The sequence below is a fragment of the Streptomyces sp. NPDC053474 genome (assembly GCF_044544845.1).
Classification (GTDB): Bacteria; Actinomycetota; Actinomycetes; order Streptomycetales; family Streptomycetaceae; genus Streptomyces.
Map to the genome: position 1 here is coordinate 409,479 of NZ_JBITXV010000002.1, position 17,924 is coordinate 427,402.

Annotated in this window: 16 protein-coding genes and 1 tRNA gene; 12 read left to right on the forward strand and 5 right to left on the reverse strand. The window is 70.8% G+C overall.

Annotated elements, in window-relative coordinates; all coding sequences use genetic code 11:
• Positions 1 to 257 precede the first annotated feature (257 nt).
• The 6 genes from paaA to ACIG3E_RS05465 all read left to right on the forward strand — a co-directional run bounded on the left by paaA (position 258) and on the right by ACIG3E_RS05465 (position 5,175).
• Complete coding sequence (gene paaA / locus ACIG3E_RS05440) at positions 258 to 1,313, forward strand: 1,2-phenylacetyl-CoA epoxidase subunit PaaA (RefSeq protein ID WP_399611555.1); 1,056 nt, start codon at positions 258 to 260, stop codon at positions 1,311 to 1,313.
• Positions 1,310 to 1,600, forward strand: a complete 291-nt coding sequence (paaB, locus tag ACIG3E_RS05445) for a 1,2-phenylacetyl-CoA epoxidase subunit PaaB (protein WP_138960827.1) — start codon at positions 1,310 to 1,312, stop codon at positions 1,598 to 1,600. Before paaA ends, paaB begins: the two co-directional genes overlap by 4 nt.
• On the forward strand, positions 1,597 to 2,322 hold the full coding sequence (gene paaC / locus ACIG3E_RS05450; RefSeq protein WP_399611559.1) for a 1,2-phenylacetyl-CoA epoxidase subunit PaaC: 726 nt from the start codon (positions 1,597 to 1,599) through the stop codon (positions 2,320 to 2,322). The genes paaB and paaC overlap by 4 nt, the downstream gene beginning before the upstream one ends.
• Positions 2,316 to 2,816 carry a 1,2-phenylacetyl-CoA epoxidase subunit PaaD gene (paaD, locus tag ACIG3E_RS05455; protein WP_399611562.1) on the forward strand — a complete coding sequence of 167 codons (501 nt, stop codon included), beginning with the start codon at positions 2,316 to 2,318 and terminating at the stop codon, positions 2,814 to 2,816. The genes paaC and paaD overlap by 7 nt, the downstream gene beginning before the upstream one ends.
• Positions 2,816 to 3,883 carry a 1,2-phenylacetyl-CoA epoxidase subunit PaaE gene (gene paaE, locus ACIG3E_RS05460; protein ID WP_399611565.1) on the forward strand — a complete coding sequence of 356 codons (1,068 nt, stop codon included), beginning with the start codon at positions 2,816 to 2,818 and terminating at the stop codon, positions 3,881 to 3,883. The genes paaD and paaE overlap by 1 nt, the downstream gene beginning before the upstream one ends.
• 143 nt (positions 3,884 to 4,026) lie before the next feature.
• Entirely contained in the window at positions 4,027 to 5,175 is a 1,149-nt protein-coding gene (locus ACIG3E_RS05465) for an acyl-CoA dehydrogenase family protein (RefSeq protein ID WP_399611568.1), read from the forward strand.
• A 78-nt stretch (positions 5,176 to 5,253) separates the two neighbouring features.
• Here ACIG3E_RS05465 and ACIG3E_RS05470 read toward each other — a convergent pair whose 3' ends face one another.
• The 3 genes from ACIG3E_RS05470 to ACIG3E_RS05480 form a co-directional block, all read right to left on the reverse strand.
• A complete protein-coding gene (locus tag ACIG3E_RS05470) occupies positions 5,254 to 5,583 on the reverse strand; it encodes a rhodanese-like domain-containing protein (protein WP_138966823.1) in 330 nt (109 codons plus the stop codon).
• A 104-nt stretch (positions 5,584 to 5,687) separates the two neighbouring features.
• Positions 5,688 to 6,530, reverse strand: a complete 843-nt coding sequence (locus tag ACIG3E_RS05475) for a J domain-containing protein (RefSeq protein ID WP_399611571.1) — start codon at positions 6,528 to 6,530, stop codon at positions 5,688 to 5,690.
• A gap of 186 nt (positions 6,531 to 6,716) precedes the next feature.
• Positions 6,717 to 8,270, reverse strand: a complete 1,554-nt coding sequence (locus ACIG3E_RS05480; RefSeq protein WP_399611573.1) for a DUF2252 domain-containing protein — start codon at positions 8,268 to 8,270, stop codon at positions 6,717 to 6,719.
• 950 nt (positions 8,271 to 9,220) lie between these two features.
• Between ACIG3E_RS05480 and ACIG3E_RS05485 the strand changes: the two genes are divergently transcribed.
• On the forward strand, positions 9,221 to 9,697 hold the full coding sequence (locus ACIG3E_RS05485) for a hypothetical protein (RefSeq protein WP_399611575.1): 477 nt from the start codon (positions 9,221 to 9,223) through the stop codon (positions 9,695 to 9,697).
• 236 nt (positions 9,698 to 9,933) lie between these two features.
• Here ACIG3E_RS05485 and ACIG3E_RS05490 read toward each other — a convergent pair whose 3' ends face one another.
• Entirely contained in the window at positions 9,934 to 10,230 is a 297-nt protein-coding gene (locus ACIG3E_RS05490) for a helix-turn-helix transcriptional regulator (protein WP_399611577.1), read from the reverse strand.
• Positions 10,231 to 10,341: 111 nt separating this feature from the next.
• Here ACIG3E_RS05490 and ACIG3E_RS05495 point away from each other — a divergent pair, with 111 nt between their 5' ends.
• On the forward strand, positions 10,342 to 11,265 hold the full coding sequence (locus ACIG3E_RS05495) for a hypothetical protein (RefSeq protein ID WP_399611580.1): 924 nt from the start codon (positions 10,342 to 10,344) through the stop codon (positions 11,263 to 11,265).
• Positions 11,262 to 13,022: a hypothetical protein gene (locus tag ACIG3E_RS05500; RefSeq protein WP_399611583.1), complete on the forward strand. Its 1,761-nt coding sequence runs from the start codon at positions 11,262 to 11,264 to the stop codon at positions 13,020 to 13,022. Before ACIG3E_RS05495 ends, ACIG3E_RS05500 begins: the two co-directional genes overlap by 4 nt.
• 188 nt (positions 13,023 to 13,210) lie before the next feature.
• Here ACIG3E_RS05500 and ACIG3E_RS05505 read toward each other — a convergent pair.
• Positions 13,211 to 13,297: transfer RNA gene (locus ACIG3E_RS05505), tRNA-Leu, on the reverse strand.
• A gap of 1,516 nt (positions 13,298 to 14,813) precedes the next feature.
• Between ACIG3E_RS05505 and ACIG3E_RS05510 the strand changes: the two genes are divergently transcribed.
• From ACIG3E_RS05510 to ACIG3E_RS05520, 3 genes are all read left to right on the forward strand, one after another.
• Complete coding sequence (locus tag ACIG3E_RS05510; RefSeq protein WP_399611586.1) at positions 14,814 to 15,704, forward strand: FhaA domain-containing protein; 891 nt, start codon at positions 14,814 to 14,816, stop codon at positions 15,702 to 15,704.
• 10 nt (positions 15,705 to 15,714) lie between these two features.
• Positions 15,715 to 16,251: an FHA domain-containing protein gene (locus ACIG3E_RS05515; RefSeq protein ID WP_138960818.1), complete on the forward strand. Its 537-nt coding sequence runs from the start codon at positions 15,715 to 15,717 to the stop codon at positions 16,249 to 16,251.
• 75 nt (positions 16,252 to 16,326) lie between these two features.
• Positions 16,327 to 17,913, forward strand: coding sequence for a Stp1/IreP family PP2C-type Ser/Thr phosphatase (locus ACIG3E_RS05520; protein ID WP_399611589.1), 1,587 nt, complete (start codon positions 16,327 to 16,329; stop codon positions 17,911 to 17,913).
• The last annotated feature ends 11 nt before the right edge of the window (positions 17,914 to 17,924 follow it).

Genomic DNA, 17,924 nt, shown 5'->3' on the forward strand with positions numbered 1-17,924 from the left:
GGACCCGTCAGGCCCGACAGGCCCGTCCCGCGGGCCCTTGTCGTAGGCGTCCATTCCGTCCCGTTTCCCGTTCCCGCACCGAACCCTGCCGCCGGAACCGTACTCAGGCCCGCCCGCCAGGCACAGCGGCACGGAGGTTATCCACAGGGTTGACACCTTATGGCGAGGCGCCGCACCATTGAATTCCGGCGGACCGAACGATCGGTCGGGAGGTCGCCGGAGGACGCAGAGACTGCCCGAGGTCGAGGGGGACCGAGATGGCGACAGCGCACCAGGCGCCCGACGCGGCGACGGACAGGGCCGCGCCCGGCCCCACGGCCACCGGCGCCGTCCCGGACACCGCCGAGCTCGAGGCCCTCTTCGACGCCGCCGTGGCGGCCGACGAGCGCATCGAGCCCCGCGACTGGATGCCCGACGCCTATCGCGCGACGCTCGTGCGCCAGATCGCGCAGCACGCGCACTCCGAGATCATCGGCATGCAGCCGGAGGCGAACTGGATCACGCGCGCCCCCTCGCTGCGCCGCAAGGCGATCCTGATGGCCAAGGTCCAGGACGAGGCGGGCCACGGCCTGTATCTGTACAGCGCGGCGGAGACGCTCGGCGTCAGCCGCGACGAGCTGCTCGACAAGCTGCACTCGGGCCGCCAGAAGTATTCATCGATCTTCAACTACCCGACGCTGACCTGGGCGGACGTAGGCGCCATCGGCTGGCTCGTCGACGGCGCGGCGATCACCAACCAAGTCCCCCTGTGCCGCTGCTCGTACGGCCCGTACGCACGCGCGATGGTCCGCGTCTGCAAGGAAGAGTCCTTCCACCAGCGCCAGGGGTACGAACTGCTGCTGGCCCTCAGCCGCGGCACCCCCGAGCAGCACGCCATGGCCCAGGACGCCGTGGACCGCTGGTGGTGGCCGTCCCTGATGATGTTCGGCCCCCCGGACGCCGAGTCGTCGCACTCCGAGCAGTCCATGACCTGGAAGATCAAGCGCCACTCGAACGACGAGCTGCGTCAGCGCTTCGTGGACATCTGCGTCCCCCAGGCCGAGTCCCTCGGCCTCACCCTGCCCGACCCCGACCTGCGATGGGACGAGGAGCGGGGACACCACGCGTTCGGCCCCATCGACTGGAGCGAATTCTGGTCGGTCCTCAAGGGCAACGGCCCGTGCAATGAGGAGCGCATCACCCAGCGCAGGCGCGCCCACGAGGAAGGCGCCTGGGTGCGCGACGCGGCAGCGGCGTATGCCGCCAAGTACAGCGACCACGACAAGAACCGCCGCCCCGCGGCGCTCGGCACCCCCGCGGAGGCGACCGCATGAGCAGCTCGACCGAATGGCCCCTGTGGGAAGTGTTCGTGCGCTCGCGCCGCGGCCTCTCGCACACCCACGCGGGCAGCCTGCACGCCCCGGACGCCGACATGGCCCTGCGCAACGCCCGTGATCTGTACACCCGCAGAAGCGAAGGCGTCTCCATCTGGGTCGTGCCCTCCGCCGAGATCACCGCGTCGTCCCCGGACGAGAAGGACTCCTTCTTCGACCCGGCCGCCGACAAGCCGTACCGCCACCCGACGTTCTACGACATCCCGGAAGGAGTGAAGCACCTGTGACCACGACGCCCCGCACCGCCGACGTCGCGGCCCTCGCCCTCGGCGACGACGCACTGGTGCTCTCACACCGCCTGGGAGAGTGGGCGGGCCACGCCCCCGTCCTCGAAGAAGAGGTCGCCCTGGCGAACATCGCCCTGGACCTCCTCGGCCAGGCCCGCATCCTGCTGTCCCTCGCGGGCGACGAGGACGAGCTGGCGTTCCTGCGCGAGGAGCGCGCCTTCCGCAACGTCCAGCTGGTCGAGCAGCCCAATGGCGACTTCGCCCACACCATCGCCCGCCAGCTCTACTTCTCCGTGTACCAGAACCTGCTGTACACCCAGCTGGCCACCACGGACAGCGAGTTGACGCCCCTGGCCGCGAAGGCCGCCAAGGAAGTCGCCTACCACCAGGACCACGCCGAGCAGTGGACGCTCCGGCTCGGCGACGGCACGGCGGAGAGCCACCAGCGGATGCAGCGCGGCCTGGACGCCCTGTGGCGGTTCACGGGAGAGCTGTTCCAGCCGGTACCCGGCCTGGACATCGCCTGGCAGACGCTGCGCGAGCAGTGGACCGCCACGATCACCGGAGTCATCGAGAAGGCCACGCTCACCGTCCCGGAGGGCCCACAGAGCGGGGCCTGGACAGCGGGCGCGGGGCGCGAGGGCCTGCACACAGAGCCGTTCGGCCGGATGCTCGCCGAAATGCAGCACCTGCACCGCAGCCACCCGGGGGCGTCATGGTGAGCGTCGCGCCCACCGCCCTCGAAGCGCGCCTGCTCGCCCTGGCGGGTTCGGTGCCCGACCCCGAGCTGCCCGTCCTGACCCTCGCCGAGCTCGGCGTGGTCCGTGCCGTCCACGCCAGCGGCCCCGGCCGGGTCGAGGTCGAGCTGACGCCGACGTACACCGGCTGCCCCGCGATCGAGGCCATGTCCGCCGACATAGAGCAGATCCTCCACGAGCACGGCGTGGCCGACGTCCAGGTGCGTACGGTGCTCTCCCCGGCCTGGTCCACGGACGACATCAGCGCCGAAGGCCGCCGCAAGCTCGCCGAGTTCGGCATCGCCCCGCCCCGCCCGCACGCCGCCGAAGGGCCCGTTCCGCTCACCCTCGCCGTCCACTGCCCGCACTGCGGCTCCACCGACACCGAGCTGCTCAGCCGCTTCTCGTCCACGGCCTGCAAGGCGCTGCGCCGCTGCGTGGCCTGCCGTGAACCCTTCGACCACTTCAAGGAGCTGTGATGGCGCGCTTCCACCAGCTGCGCGTAGCGGCCGTCGAGCAGCTCACCGACGACTCCGTGGCCCTGACCTTCGAGGTCCCCCCGGACCTGCGCGAGGACTACCGCTACACCCCGGGCCAGCACCTCGCCCTGCGCCGCGTCGTCGACGGCGTGGAGATCCGGCGGACCTACTCGATCTGCTCCCCGGCACCCGCCCCCCAGGACGCCGAAGCCCCCAGGACGTTGCGGGTCGGTGTGCGCGTGGTGGACGGCGGCGCCTTCTCGACGTACGCGCACAAGGAAATAGCCGTGGGCGACGAGCTGGAGGTGATGACCCCCGCGGGCCGCTTCACCCTGGACCCCGCCCCCGGCCGGTACGCGGCGGTGGTCGGCGGCAGCGGCATCACCCCGGTGCTCTCCATCGTCACCACGCTCCTGGAGCGGGAGCCGCGTGCCCAGTTCTGCCTCATCCGGAGCGACCGCACCACGGCGTCCACGATGTTCCTCGAGGAGGTCGCCGACCTCAAGGACCGCTGGCCTGACCGGTTCCAGCTGGTGACGGTGCTCTCCCGCGAGGAGCAGCAGGCCGGGCTCACCTCCGGGCGGCTCGACCAGGAGCGGCTCGCGGCCCTGCTGCCCGCGCTGCTGGCGGTACCCGAGGTCGACGGCTGGTTCCTGTGCGGCCCGTACGGCCTGGTGCAGAGCGCGGAGCGGACCCTGCGCTCCCTCGGCGTGGACCGCCGCCGCATCCACGAGGAGATATTCCACGTCGACGACGCCCCCACGGCCGCCGCGGCCGCACCGGTGCGCGAGCACAGCACCGTCACCGTGACCCTCGACGGCCGCTCCGGCACCTGGCCGGTACAGCCGGGAGAGACGCTCCTCGACACGGTGCTGCGCAACCGCGCGGACGCGCCGTTCGCCTGCAAGGGCGGAGTCTGCGGCACCTGCCGGGCCTTCAAGGTCTCCGGTGACGTCCGCATGGACCGGAACTTCGCGCTGGAGCCGGAGGAGACCGAGGCCGGATACGTCCTGGCCTGCCAGTCCCACCCGACCACGGACAAGGTGGAGCTGGACTTCGACCGCTGAGCCGACCGCTGCCGCGCGGATGTGCCCACCACTGGTGGCAGCGACTGTTCCCATCCGCTAGAACCTGTTCTATCTTGACGGCCCGTCAGACACGGTGACGGGGCGAACGGACACGACCAGGCCGGCGCGCGGGAGGACGACCAGTGGACTTCACCTTCACCGAGGAGCAGCAGGCAGCACTCGAAGCGGCCCAGGCGGTCTTCGCCGACGTCGCACCCGACGGCGTGCCCAGCCCCTCCCTCGCCCCGGGGGCCGTCGCCGACGACTTCGACCGCGCCCTGTGGGCCAAGCTCGCCGAGGCCGACCTGCTCAGCCTGCTCCTCGCCCCCGAGTACGGCGGCTCCGGCCTCGACGCCATCGCGCTCTGCCTCGTCCTGCGCGAATCCGCGAAGGTACTCGCCCGCGTCCCACTCCTGGAGTCCAGCGCCGCCGCGTACGCCGTACAGACCTACGGCAGCGACGAGTTGAAGCAGCGGATCCTCACGAGGGCCGCTCGGGGCGAGGTCGTCCTGACCGTGGCCGCGCACGGCCGCACCGGACACGACGGAGCCGAGCTCGCCGTCACCGCACGGCCCGACGGCGCCGACTGGCTCCTCGATGGCGTCCAGACCGCCGTGGCCTGGGCGTACAACGCCGACTTCGTCCTCGTACCGGCCACCGCCCCCGAAGGCCGCACCGTCCTCGCCGTCGTCCCTCGCACCGCCCCGGGCCTGAGCCTGGCCGAGCAGATCTCCACCAGCGGCGAACGCCTCGGCGAGCTGCACGTGGACTCCGTACGCGTCGCCCACTCCGACCTCATCGCCGCCGACGGGGCCTGGGACTTCCTACGCGACCTGCTCACTACCGGCACCTGCGCGCTCGCGCTCGGCCTCGGCACCAGGGTGCTGCGCATGACCAGCGAATACGCCGGAAAGCGCGAGCAGTTCGGCCACCCCATCGCCACGTTCCAGGCCGTCGCGGTCCAGGCCGCCGACCGCTACATCGACCTGCGCGCGATGGAAGCGACCCTCTGGCAGGCCGCCTGGCGCCTCAGCACACCGGACCGCACGGCCCCCGGCGACGGGCTGCTCCCTGCCGCCGCCGACATCGCCGTGGCCAAGGCCTGGGCCTCGGACGGCGTACGCCGCGTCGTCCAGACCGCACAACACCTGCACGGCGGCTTCGGCGCCGACACCGACTACCCCCTGCACCGCTACCACGCCTGGGCCAAGCACCTGGAGCTCTCCCTCGGCCCGGCGGCAGCCCACGAGGAAGCACTGGGCGACGTACTCGCCGCCCACGCCCTCGGCTGAGTCGACACGCGACAGCGGCCGTGGCCCACCCGACGGGGCACGCGGCCCGCGCGGGAGAGAGCCAGCGGCGGCAGCGCCCTAGATCACGGTGCCCGGCTGTCCCTTGTCATCGACGACAGGCTTGCCGGAGGCCTCCCAGACCTGCATGCCACCGTCCACGTTGGCCGCGTCGATGCCCTGCTGGGCGAGGTACATCGTCACCTGCGCCGAACGGCCCCCGGACCGGCAGATCACGTTCACCCTGCCGTCCTGCGGCGCCGCCTCAGTCAACTCCCCGAAACGGGAAACGAACTCACTCATCGGAATGTGCAGCGCATCCGCCGCGTGGCCAGCCTGCCACTCATCGTCCTCACGGACGTCGAGCAGAAAGTCGCCGTCCGAGAGATCAGCGACCGTGACCGTGGGCACACCAGAACCGAATTCCATGCCACCGACGCTACCCGACCCCGCGCCACAGCCCCGCCCGACCGCCCGCAGCCGCCGGGCCACCGCAGCCACCCGGCCGCCGCCGCTCACGTCGCGGTCAGCCGCTCCAGCTCCGCCTCACGCTCCGCGACCTGCGCGAGCAACTGCTCGGCGATCTCCTCCAGCAACCGGTCGGGGTCGTCGGGCGCCAGCTTCAGCATCGCGCCGATCGCACTCTCCTCCAGCTCCCGCGCGACCACCGAGAGGAGTTCCTTGCGCTGCGCCAGCCACTCGAGCCGGACGTACAGCTCTTCGCTGGGGCTGGGCCGCTGATCCTCGGGCACCGGCCCCGCGTCCCACTCCTCCAGGAGCTCCCGCAGCAACGCCTCGTCACCACGGCCGTACGCCGCGTTCACCCGGGCGATGAACCCGTCACGCCGCTCCCGCTCCTGCTCGTCCTGCGCGAGATCGGGGTGCGCCTTGCGCGCCAGCTCCCGGTAGAGCTTGCGGGCCTCGTCACTCGGCCGCACCCGCTGCGGCGGCCGCACCGACTGATCGGTCAGCATCGCGGCGGCCTCGGGCGGCAGCCCGTCACCGTCCATCCAGCCGTGGAACAGCTCATCGACCCCCGGCATCGGCAGCACCCGCGCCCGCGCCTCATCGGCCTTGCGCCGGTCCTCCGGATCACCGGACCGCGCCGCCACCGCCTCGGCGATCTGCGCGTCCAGCTCGTCGAGGCGCGCGTACATCGGGCCGAGCCGCTGGTGATGCAGCCGGGAGAAGTTCTCCACCTCGACCCGGAACGTCTCCACCGCGATCTCGTACTCGATCAACGCCTGCTCGGCCGCCCGCACAGCCCTCTCAAGCCGCGCCTCGGGCCGCGCACCACCCTCGGGCGGCGCGCCCTCCGGCGTCTCGTCTGGCACCTGCTCGGCTTCCGGGCTCGTCACCAGCCCAGCGTAGGCCACACCCGGAGCTAGCCCCCTCCCAGATCCCGACCTCCGGGGCCCCTCCCCCTCCCCCCCTCCCTCCCCCTCAGCCCCCACGCCCAGCCCTTCGAACACACCCTGCCCCCAGACCGTGTCCGCTGTGTCAGCCCATCACCACTACAGACACGCCCTCGCCCCACCCACCCCTCAAACGCCCGCCTCCGCAGCCACCCGTCCCTCGCGCACGGCGGCGACAAGTCGGGCGTGGTCTGCCTCTGTGCGGTCGGCGTACGTCATCGCGAAGTCGGCTATCGCCTTGTCCAGTTCGTCGTTCTTGCCGCAGTAGCCTGCTATGAGCCGGGGGTCCGCGCTGTGGGCATGGGCGCGAGCCAGCAGAGCGCCGGTCATGCGGCCGTAGTCGTCCAACTGGTCGGCGGCGAGCGCGGCCGGGTCGACGCTGCCCTTGCGGTTTCTGAACTGCCGCACCTGGTAGGGGCGTCCGGCGATCGTGGTCCAGCCGAGCAGGAAGTCACTGACGACCTGCATCCGCTTCTGTCCCAGCACCACGCGCCGCCCCTCGTGGGCGGCTTCCTGCTCCTTGAACCCGGCCATCGGCAGGTGCGACAGCAGCGCCGAGGGGCACGCCTCCTTGACCTGGAGGACGAGCGGCTCGCCCCGGTGGTCCAGGAGCAGCACCACATAGGAGCGCAGCCCGACACTTCCCGTGCCGACGACGCGGAACGCCACGTCCTGGATCGCATAGCGCGCGAGCAGGGGCAGCCGGTCCGCCGACAGCGTGCTCCGGTACTCGCCAAGGGCCAGGGCTACCGCCGCGGCCTCGGCGTCCGGTATGCGGCGCAGGACCGGAGGCGCGTCGACGAAGCGCCGAGGGATGACGCCGCCGTGGTCGTCCCCGGCGGTGGGGACGGGCTCGGTCGACTTGGCCGCGAAGCGGGCGCTCGTGTTCTGCCGGGCCTTCTCCGCGACCCGGTCGAGGGTGCCGAGCAGGTCGCGTGCGTCGGTGTGGGAGACCAGTTCCTCGTCGGCTATCGCGTTCCACGCGTCGAGGACCGGGAGTTTGGCGAGGAGCCGCATCGTGCGGCGGTACGCGCCGACGGCGTCGTAGGCGGCTTCCTCGCAGGTGTCCTCGGTGGCGCCCGCCTCGCGGCCCGCGAGGACGAGGGAGGTGGCCAGGCGTTTGACGTCCCACTCCCAGGGGCCGTGCACGGTTTCGTCGAAGTCGTTCAGGTCGATGATGAGGCCGCCGCGCGCGTCTCCGTAGAGCCCGAAGTTGGCCGCGTGGGCGTCGCCGCAGATCTGTGCGCCGATGCCGGTGGTGGGGGTGCGCGCGAGGTCGTACGCCATGAGTCCGGCGGCGCCCCGCAGGAAGGCGAAGGGGGTCGCGGCCATCCTGCCGGTGCGGATGGGGGTGAGCTCGGGGATCCGGCCCTTGTTGGTCTCGGCCAGGACGGCGAGGGGGTCGGGGCGGTGGTCGTCCTCCACGTACTCCGCGTGTGCGGAGCGCGGGACGCGGGTGCGCAGGGCCTTGCCTTCCTGCTTGGGCCGCGGGTGGTGGCCCGCACCGTGCGCGGGCAGGCGGGCGAAGCCGTCCACGTGCGGCAACCGCCGGGCCCCTTCCGGCTCCCGCGGCCCCGGCACCACCGCCCCGGCCCCGGCCCCGGCTCCAACACCAGACGTGCCCGCCCCACCGCCGAGCGACCCGCCCAAGCCGGATGTGTCAGTCGTCTCAGTCACGGCCATCGCCCCCCGAATTCCGGCGTCCGCGTGGCCACGTCGGCGCGTGCGCCCCGTCTGGGGCGGAGCCGTAGCGCGGCGTCGCGAACATCAACTGGCTTCGACCGTACCGCCGCGAGCGAATCCTCGTCACAGCCTGTGGATAACTTCGGCCGGGCGCTCACACGAGCCACCGCGTGACATACATCACCGATCCGGAGGGGGATGGACGCCTCGCCAGACTCGACAGAAAGACGACCGACCGCACGCGCCAGCGACGGACCGAAGCGACCTCCAGCACAGTCCGGCCCTCACCGGCCGGGCCCGCCGGGTCAGGCCCGCAGCCCCACCTCGGCCCGGCACCAGGGCGCCCGGCACCCCGGCACAAGTCCAGGAAAAACAGAAAGACCCCAGATGAACTGGGGTCTTCACTGGTGGGGCACCGACGGAAGCATCTGACCAGCCATGTTCCAGGCGGGCCTGGGAGCGATTCCCGCGTTCAGGTTGAACGTTTCCCGTCGGGCAGGGCGGTCTCGGGGCGGCGGGCGCGGGGCACAGCTCACGGACTCCACAGCGCCGAGGGACGTACCGAAGGTGTGCGCGCCCCTGTCGGCACAGGGGGAAACAGCCCTGTCATGGCCCAGCTTGTGCCGGTGTCCTGCCAAACCGTGTCACAGCGGTAGACCTGCTGGCACGTTGGCGCCCCGTGTGGGGCAGTCGGACAAGCCTGGCGCCTTGTGTCGCCGCCCGCTTACCTTCCTCCGCCCCTGACACCGGAGGGCAGATTACCTTTCCTTTCCCGTTGCCCCCTTTCCAGGCATTTCTGCGCATTCGGAAATTGAGAAGCAAGAGGCACGCAGGCAGGGCTGACATGCAGGCCAGATACAGGTCATTTCCTTTCCTTATGCTACTTCTTTCGGGTGGGAGTTGGCCGTCGGGTTCGTTTTTGCCATCTCGGGTCAGATACCGTCAGGCTTATGTTTACTGACCTACCGCTAGAGGAAGCCGCCAAGGATCCACAGGCTTTCCTTCCGAAGTTCCAGCAAGAGATGGATGAGACTCGCGGGAAATTGCGGGTAATGGCTGGGATCGTGAAAGAGCTGCAGAAGATCGCGACCTCGACCGATAACTTGCGCTACATCGCCGAGCACGGCGTTCCCCGTCCACGCGAATCCGCAGAGGGTGCCAAGCGCGGCAGCCAGCAGAGGTCTGCCGACGGCGGTCCCGAGCAGGCCGAAGCATCGCCCTCGCGCCGCGAGCAGGTGCTGCAGCTTCTCGGGCAGCAGCCTCGTCGGCACTGGAAGGTCCGGGACATCGCGCGGGCTCTGCGGATCGAGAACGTAAAGAGCTTGCGGACCAGCATGGACGAGTTCGTCCGGGCAGGTGCGGTGCGCAAGAACCCCAACACCTCGACGTACTACTTGGAAGAGGCCGGAGACCAGACCTTCTTCTAGCAGCCGGAGACAAAGATGGCCGCCGTCGGTTTTCGCGGGCCGACGGCGGCCGTGATGCGGAAGCCACTGACCTACCAAAGTCCCGGGATTCACGCGTCGCTGCTCAATTTACCGTCTGGTTCATTGCGGTGGGGCGGCTTCGCGTGGAATCCGTATTCTCTTCGCTCGAAGGAAGTACGTTCCGTGCCGCTGTTCCCCAGTTCCTTCCATGCTGCCTCGTGTGGACTCCTCCGGTTTCATATGCGCCGCCCCGGCCAGAGGTCGGTATCCAGTGCCAGTTCGAGGCTGGCGATGGTCAGCAGGTCGGGCCAGCCGGTCCCGGCCAGGACGTTGGCGATGGTCTGGCGGTTGACGTCTGCTGCGGCCGCGAGGCGGTTCGCGGACAGTCCGCGGTGGTGCATCGCGTCGGCAAGCCGTCGTGAGAGGGCCTGGGCGACGCGGGCGCCGTGGTGGTCGGCGAGGTCGGCATGAGGCCACTGCCCGGAGAGCACGAATCCGCGCGGGCCTTTCGCGCGGGAGAAGTTGGCAGCCACGGCGCCCAGTGTGGACCACGATTGTCCGGATCCCCGGCGGTGGGGGCTGCGAGTGCGCTAGCGTGCGAGCCAAGTAGCACCCCTGCGGCTGGCGTCTACGCATGGCGGTACGTGATCTTGGGGCACATCGATTCCTACGTACCGCGCGCGGCGGGACCTAGGTGGGGGCGGGTCGCGCCGCTGGTGCGGCAGATCGTGCGGGAAGCAGACCCGCTGCTGCCGTACAAGACCACGGAACTGCTGGGTGTGCTGGCGAAGTTGGCGCTGTTCGCAGACGACCAGGGGATGGAGTCGTCTGCGAGGGTGTGGCTGTCGGCGGAGTTCATCGAGCGGTTCGTCCAGGTGGGCTGTCCCGGGGTGGGCGAGGCGACGCGGGGTAACTACCGCTCGCGGCTGCTGCGGCTGCGAGAGGCCGTGATCGGGCCGCCGCTGGTGACGGGGATGCCAGCGAAGCTGTCCGCCTCGGACGCATCGCGCCCCTACAGCCCCACCGAGCAGGCCGCATTGTGGGGCTGGGCAGCGGGCCAGCCGACGATGGCCCTGCGCTCGGGGTGCCGTGTCCTGCTGGCGCTCGGGCTGGGCGTGGGCCTGGACTCCGCGGAAGTCGTACCGGTGCGGGCGCACGACGTCCGCACCGTCGGAGCGGACAGTCCGGTGACCGTGGCGGTGCGTGGGCCGCGGCAGCGCCTGGTGGTGTGCCGGCGCCGGATCGAGCGGGTACTGGCCGACGAGGCCGAGGCAGCCGTACGGGAGGGACAGACCAGTTACCTGTTCCGTCCGGCGGCGATGGCCCGGGGAAAGAACACGGTGACCAACTTCCTGGCCCGCACCGTGAAGGACCCCAAGGTGCCCGCACTGTCGATGGGCAGGGCCCGGGCGACGTGGCTGGTCGCGCTGATCGACGAAGGGCTGCCGCTGACCGTGATCGTGGCCGCTTCCGGGGTGCAAACGCTGCACGGCCTGTCCCGGGTGCTGCCCTTCGCGCGCCCCGCCCACGCCCAGGCCGCTGCCGAGCTGCTGCGCGGCACGGCATGACCGTCGCCTCACACACCGGCCACTTCGCCGTCGCGCGGCGCGGACACGCCCGCATCGCCGACGCCGACGTCATCACGGCGTGCGAGCGGCTGCATGGAGGCGGTCTGCTCGACCTCCTTGAGCCGCTTGTGGCCCGCGACACCGGACGGCCCCGGCTGCTCACTCTGGAAGGGCTTTTGACCGGGATGCAGCTGTGTGCGGACCGGCACGACGGCGCCGTGCTGCTGGACCGCACCACCGATCTGCTCCAGTACCGGATCAGTCCCGGCATGCGCACCCGTTTCCGCATTCCCGAACGCCCCGAGACCGACCGCGGCTTCGAGGCCGCATACGCCTGCGCCCGGCGTCTCTTCCACACCCTTCTCGACGCTCTCGATCCGTCCCCGCTGCCCAAGAACCGGCAGTTGGACCGGGCCGAGGCCGACCGCATCGCGCTGGCAGCCGGCACCAGGGACCTGGCGGAACGGGCAACACGGCTGCAGAAGGCGGTCGGCCTGCTCATCGAGGACTCCCTGACTCCGGCCCGGCACCTGCTGGACGAGCGCTGGGACGGCTCCATCGCCCTGGACGCCACCCCTGTACGCACCTTCGCCCGCGGCACCCGCACCACCGGCCCAGTCACCGCGACCGACCCGGACGCGGGCTGGTACGTCCGCGAGGGCGACCACCGCGACCCCGACGACGCCACCGCACCGGCCAATCCCCATGCCAAGAACAGCGGGAGCAAGCAGAGCAAGAAGCCGTCCCGGCGGGCGAAGTACCTCTTCGGCTACGACGCCACCCTCGCCATCGCCCGCAACCCGGGACGCGACGGCAGTCCCACACCGCAGGGCCACGCCGACCCTGGACAACTGCCCGCCCTGGTCGTCGGCTTCACCCTCGACAAACCCGGCCACCGCCCGGGCCCCAACGCCGTCAACGTCCTCGCCGACGTACGCGTCCGCGGCCATCGCCCCGGCTACCTGGCCGGCGACCGCGCCTACAACAACACCGCACCCGACGCCTTCCAGCTGCCCGCCCGCGCCCTGGGCTACCGGATGGTCTTCGACTACCGCACCGACCAGCTCGGCATCCAGGCCGGGCACGCCGGCGCCCTCATGATCGAAGGCACCTGGTACTGCCCCGCCATCCCCCAGCCCCTCATCGACACCACCGCCGACCTGCACGCGAAACGCATCGACGGCGAGACCTGGACCCGGCGCATCGCCGCCCGCGTCCCGTTCCGGCTCATGCCCAAACAGCATCCCGATGCCGAAGGCCACCAACGGTTCATGTGTCCCGCCAGTGCCGGGAAACTCCAGTGCCCGATCAAACCCCGCAGCCTCGGCACCCGACCCCACCTCCCGCTCGCCGACCCTGAGCCCACCCCGGCTGGTCCACTCACCGTCTGCCGCCAGCACAGCATCACCATCGACCCCGAAGCGGGTGCCCAGCACCGGCAGGACCTCGACTACGGCGGCGAAGACTGGCAGCGCGTCTACTTCCGGCTCCGCAACAGCGTCGAAGCCTTCAACTCCTACGCCAAAGACCCCGCCTACGAAGCCATCGAGCAGGCAGGACGCCGCCGCATCCGCGGCATCGCCGCCCAGACCCTCCTCCTGGCCTTCCAGCTCGCCCACGCCAACCAGCGCAAACTCACCCGCTGGGTTGACACCCTCCCCGCTGTCGGCGCACGGCCCCGGCGAAGACCCACCCGAAGACGCCCCACCAAACCCCTGGGAACCTGGACCCCCACAGGCCACCTCACTCCTGTGTGAGATAGACCTCACACCACAACAGGCGAAAAGCTCCACCCCACTGCCAGCGGCCACCAGCCGCTGGCAGTCGTGCAGCCACCCCGGGAACCCGCCTGGCCTGCATCAAACACAAAGCGAAACGGTCGTCATCGTGATCACGATGACGACCGTTTCGTCGTTACTCAGAAGCACCTTTCATCGGTGCTCCCTGGTGCGCGAGGGGGGAGTTGAACCCCCACGCCCTTTCGGGCACTGGAACCTGAATCCAGCGCGTCTGCCTATTCCGCCACCCGCGCATGGGTGTTGTCTTTGGGTCTCTCACTGTGTGGTGCGAGCGCCTTCCGACATGCAGAAGATTAGCACGCTGCGGAGGGTGGATTCACATCCGTATGTGCGAGCACCCGCACGGCATGGGCGAGCGCCCGCGCGAGTCCCCCTGCGACCGCCCCCACCGCCCACCAGCCCGGCGACCTGCGCACCCACCGCCGAGTCGGCCTGCGCATCCGCCACCGGGCCGACCGGCGAACCACCGCTGAACAGCACCCCAGCCCTCCAGCCCGGACGGCCCCCGACCCCGCACCCCGGCACCACGCCAGGCGCCGCCCCAGGCACCGCCCAGGCGCCAGCCCAAGCACACAGCACCGCGGCCCAGCCGCCCAGGCACCCTCAGTCACACCGCAGCCGTCACACAGCCCGGCCGCGCGGGCCAACATCACCCCATCGACTCCCGCCCCGACGCAACCGAGCCGCCCGTCAAGTCCTCCTCCAGAGTCGACAGCCACGTACGGGACACTGTCTTGAGAGCCCCTCTACGATCCCTGGTAAAGAGGAACCCCGGCCCGGTCCGTAAGGACACCGGATGTCCGCCACGGACATGGGCGGGCGCCTGGAAGGGAACTCGGCGGACCCGAAGGCCACCAGGTCCGGGCGCCCCCGGTACGGGCGACCACGCGGGGCCGGACGGAAGCGACCGCGGACGATCCGCGGCGCGGCCCGGTAAAGGCCGCGGAAGGCAGGGACGACGGAGGAAGGAAGGGCTGGAGGCGAGGGCGGAGCGAGACGAGGCGACACGGAGCGAGCAGCGAGTGCGGCAGGACCTGAGCCGAAGGACCTGAGTCGAGGGACCAGAGCCACATACCGAACAGATGGATCCGAACCCGAGGACCCGAGCGCGAGCGCGGAGACTTAGGACGACGGCCTCCGAGGGAGACCTCAAGGCACCTCACAGGACCCCCGGGGCACCTGATCGGGGACCACGCGAAACCTCACAGAGGCTCCGCGAGGAAGCCCCGGAGGAGCCCGCGAGGAAACCCCCTGGAAGTCTCACGGGAGCCCACGAGGAGCCTCACAGGAGCCCGTGAGGAGCCCCACAGGAAGCCCCACCAGGAACCCCGCGAGAAGATCCGCAAGGAGATCCGCAGGAGCCCCCGAAGGGACCCGGCACGGCACGCGCCAGGGCCTCTCGAGGACGCCCCGAGGAGCCACCCGGGGAAGCCTCCACGGCGGCGTCCGCAGGACCCCCGCGGGCCCGCGGAACGCCCCGGAAACGGCGCCCCGCGATGGTTCCCGACGGAGCCCCTGAGGTGCCCCTGAAGATCTTCGGCGGATCTCCGCCGAAGGCTTGGGCAGGACCCTGGCGGGACTCCGGTGGAACCCTGAAGGAACCCGGAGGATCCCGGAAGAGCGGTGCGGGAATGCCTTGTGAGAGGCGACACTCGTGGTCTGGGCAGACAGGGGGAACCAGCTGATTTCCCGGCGCGTGGATACGATCAGTAAGCAGTACGAGGATGACAACGACGGAGGAGGTGCCCCATGGGAGTTCTGAAGAAGTTCGAGCAGCGACTCGAAGGTCTGGTCAACGGCACCTTCGCCAAGGTGTTCAAGTCCGAGGTCCAGCCGGTCGAGATCGCGGGCGCGCTTCAGCGCGAGTGCGACAACAACGCGACGATCTGGAACCGCGAGCGGACGGTCGTCCCGAACGACTTCATCGTGGAGCTCAGCGCCCCCGACTTCGAGCGCCTGAGCCCCTACTCCGGACAGCTCGGCGACGAGCTGTCCGGCATGGTGCGTGAGTACGCGAAGCAGCAGCGCTACAGCTTCATGGGCCCCATCAAGGTCCACTTGGAGAAGGCCGAGGACCTCGACACCGGCCTGTATCGGGTGCGCAGCCGCACGCTCGCGTCCAGCACCTCGCAGACCCCCGATGCCGCTCCCGGCGGTCCGGCGGGCCCTGGTGGCCCGGCAGGCCCGGGCGGCGGGCCCACGAGCGCGGGCCAGGGTGCCCGCGGAGGCTTCGGCCATCCACAGGGCCCCTCGGGCGCCCCTCCCATGCCCGCCGCGCCGCCTCCCGGCGCGGGCGCGGGCCGCGGCGCCCAGGCGCCGGGCCGCCTGCCGCAGGGCCCCGGCGCGGGCCCTGGCGCACAAGTACGGCGCTGGATTGAGATCAACGGCAATCGCCACCAGATCTCCCGCCCGACGCTGGTGCTGGGCCGCAGCACCGACGCCGATGTGCGGATCGACGACCCCGGCGTATCGCGCCGGCACTGTGAGATCCGGACCGGAACGCCCTCGACGATCCAGGATCTCGGGTCTACCAACGGCATCGTGGTAGACGGGCAGCACACCACCCGCGCTACGCTCCGCGACGGCTCGCGGATCGTCGTGGGCAGCACGACCATCATTTACCGGCAAGCCGAAGGGTGAAGCGGGGGCAATGTCAGAGCTGACCCTGACGGTCATGCGGCTGGGTTTCCTGGCCGTTCTGTGGCTGTTCGTGATCGTGGCCGTCCAGGTCATCCGCAGCGACCTGTTCGGTACGCGCGTCACTCAGCGCGGCTCGCGCCGTGAGGGCGGACGGCAGGCGGCCCGGCAGGCCGCCGCGCCACCGCCGCAGCGCCAGCAGGACGGCGGCGGCCGCGGACGGCAGGGCGGCGGGGGCGGCCGCCAGCGCCGTGGCGCCCCCACGAAGCTGGTCGTCTCGGAAGGGACGCTCACGGGTACGACCGTGGCCCTGCAGGGCCAGACGATCTCGCTCGGCCGGGCGCACGACTCGACCATCGTGCTGGACGACGACTACGCCTCCAGCAGGCATGCCAGGATCTATCCGGACCGTGACGGCCAGTGGATCGTCGAGGACCTCGGGTCCACCAACGGCACGTATCTCGACCGGACCCGCCTGACCACCCCGACGCCCGTTCCGCTGGGCGCGCCGATCCGCATCGGCAAGACCGTCATCGAGCTGCGGAAGTAGTACGACAATGAGCGAGCGGAGCGAGCGAGCCGACGCGGTCCAGATTCAGGACGCCAGCGCGCTCCCGACCGGAGGGTGGGCACCGTGCGGATGTACCCGGAGCCGACGGGCGAGGTGCGCATGAGTCTGTCACTGCGCTTCGCCGCCGGATCGCACAAAGGCATGATCCGGGAGGGGAACGAGGACTCCGGTTACGCCGGTCCGCGGCTCCTGGCCATCGCCGACGGCATGGGGGGTCAGGCCGCGGGCGAGGTGGCGAGCTCCGAGGTGATCTCGACGCTCGTCACGCTCGACGACGACGTGCCGGGTTCGGACATCCTCACCTCGCTCGGCACCGCCGTGCAGCGGGCCAACGACCAGCTGCGTCTGATGGTCGAGGAGGACCCGCAGCTGGAGGGCATGGGCACGACGCTCACGGCCCTGCTGTGGACGGGCCAGCGGCTCGGCCTGGTGCACGTCGGCGACTCGCGCGCGTATCTGCTGCGCGACGGCGTGCTCACGCAGATCACGCAGGACCACACCTGGGTGCAGCGGCTCGTGGACGAGGGCCGCATCACCGAGGAGGAGGCGACGACGCATCCGCAGCGCTCGCTGCTGATGCGCGCCCTCGGCAGCGGCGACCACGTGGAGCCGGATCTGTCGATCCGTGAAGTCCGCGCGGGCGACCGGTACTTGATCTGCTCGGACGGCCTCTCCGGCGTCGTGTCGCACCAGACGATGGAGGACACGCTCGCCAGCTACCAGGGCCCCCAGGAGACCGTGCAGGAGCTGATCCAGCTCGCCCTGCGCGGCGGCGGCCCGGACAACATCACGGTGATCGTGGCCGACGTCCTGGACATCGACACCGGTGACACCCTCGCGGGCCAGCTGTCCGACACCCCCGTGGTGGTCGGCGCGGTCGCGGAGAACCAGCTGCAGACGAGCGACGGCGGAGCCATGGAGACCCCGGCGGGCCGCGCCTCCGGCCTCGGCCGTCCCGCGCCGCCGTCCGCGGGCGGCTTCGGCCCGCCCGGCAGCGGCGACACCGCGGGGTACGTCCCGGAGGGCTCCTTCGGGGGTTACGACGACGAGGACTTCGTGAAGCCCGGCGGCGGCCGCAAGTGGCTGAAGAGATCGCTGTACACGGCCCTCGCGCTCGCCGTGGTGGCGGGCGGCCTCTACGGGGGCTACCGCTGGACGCAGACGCAGTACTACGTCGGTACGAACGAAGAGCACGTGGCGCTCTACCGCGGCATCGACCAGGACCTGGCCTGGGTGAGCCTGTCGAAGGTCGAGAAGGACCACCCCGAGATCGAACTCAAGTACCTGCCGCCGTACCAGCGCAAGCAGGTCGAGGAGGCCATCGTCGAGGACAGCCTCGACGACGCCCAGAGGAAGATCGAGGAGCTCGGCCTACAGGCGGCGGCGTGCGAGAAGGACGCCGAGCGGCGCAGGATCGAGCGGGAGAACAAGGAGCGTTCGGAGCGCGAGGCCAAGCCGAGCGCCAAGCCCGGTGAGGGCGAGGCGGGCGGCATGAGCGGCCAGACCGGCGCACCCACGTCCGACGACGACAAGAACGCCAAGGACGACAAGTCCAAGTCCACCACCGCACCGACTCCCACACCCGGCCCCAGCCTCTCCGAGGAGGAGAAGAAGCTGGTCCCGCAGTGCGGTAAGCAGTAAGCAGCCGTTGG